General features: G+C 67.0%; 1 protein-coding gene. It reads right to left on the bottom strand.

All coding sequences use genetic code 11. The annotated features are described in order from the left end of the window. On the bottom strand, positions 1-543 hold a 543-nt coding region (locus MOV75_RS41360; RefSeq protein ID WP_247008659.1), incomplete at both ends, for a cobalt-precorrin-6A reductase.

Genomic DNA, 543 nt, shown 5'->3' with positions numbered 1-543 from the left:
ATCATGATTACGGGCAGGCCGAGCATGCGGGCCGCGTCGATCTTGGCGCGCGCACCGTCGCCGCCGGAATTGCGGGCGACGATCCACGCGATCCCGCGCCCACGCATCATCTCCAGTTCGCTATGAAGCGTGAACGGCCCGCGCGATACGATCATTTCGGCCGCAAAGGGCAGGGGCACTTCGGGCGGATCGACGAATCTGAGCGTGTAGGCGTGCTGCGGCTTTATCGCAAACGGCGCAATGTGCTGGCGGCCGATGGCGAGGAACACTTTTGCCGGCGCCTCGGGCAGCGCGACGACCGCGGCGGCGACATCAGCTATTTCGATCCAGTTGTCGCCGGTCGCCCTCGTCCAGGGCGCGCGCTCCAGCGCGATCAGCGGCGTATCGGTTTCTGCGCAGGCCGCGACCGCATTGCGGCTCATCTCGGCTGCGAACGGATGCGTCGCGTCGATCACATGCGTGATGCGTTCGCTGCGAACGTAATCGGCAAGCCCGCTCACGCCGCCGAAACCGCCGATGCGGGTCGGCAGCGGCTGGTCGGCG

The organism is Bradyrhizobium sp. PRIMUS42 (assembly GCF_023006515.1).
GTDB lineage: Bacteria > Pseudomonadota > Alphaproteobacteria > Rhizobiales > Xanthobacteraceae > Bradyrhizobium.
Note: the sequence above shows the minus strand (reverse complement) of the source record. Positions and strands in the feature narration are given on the sequence as shown.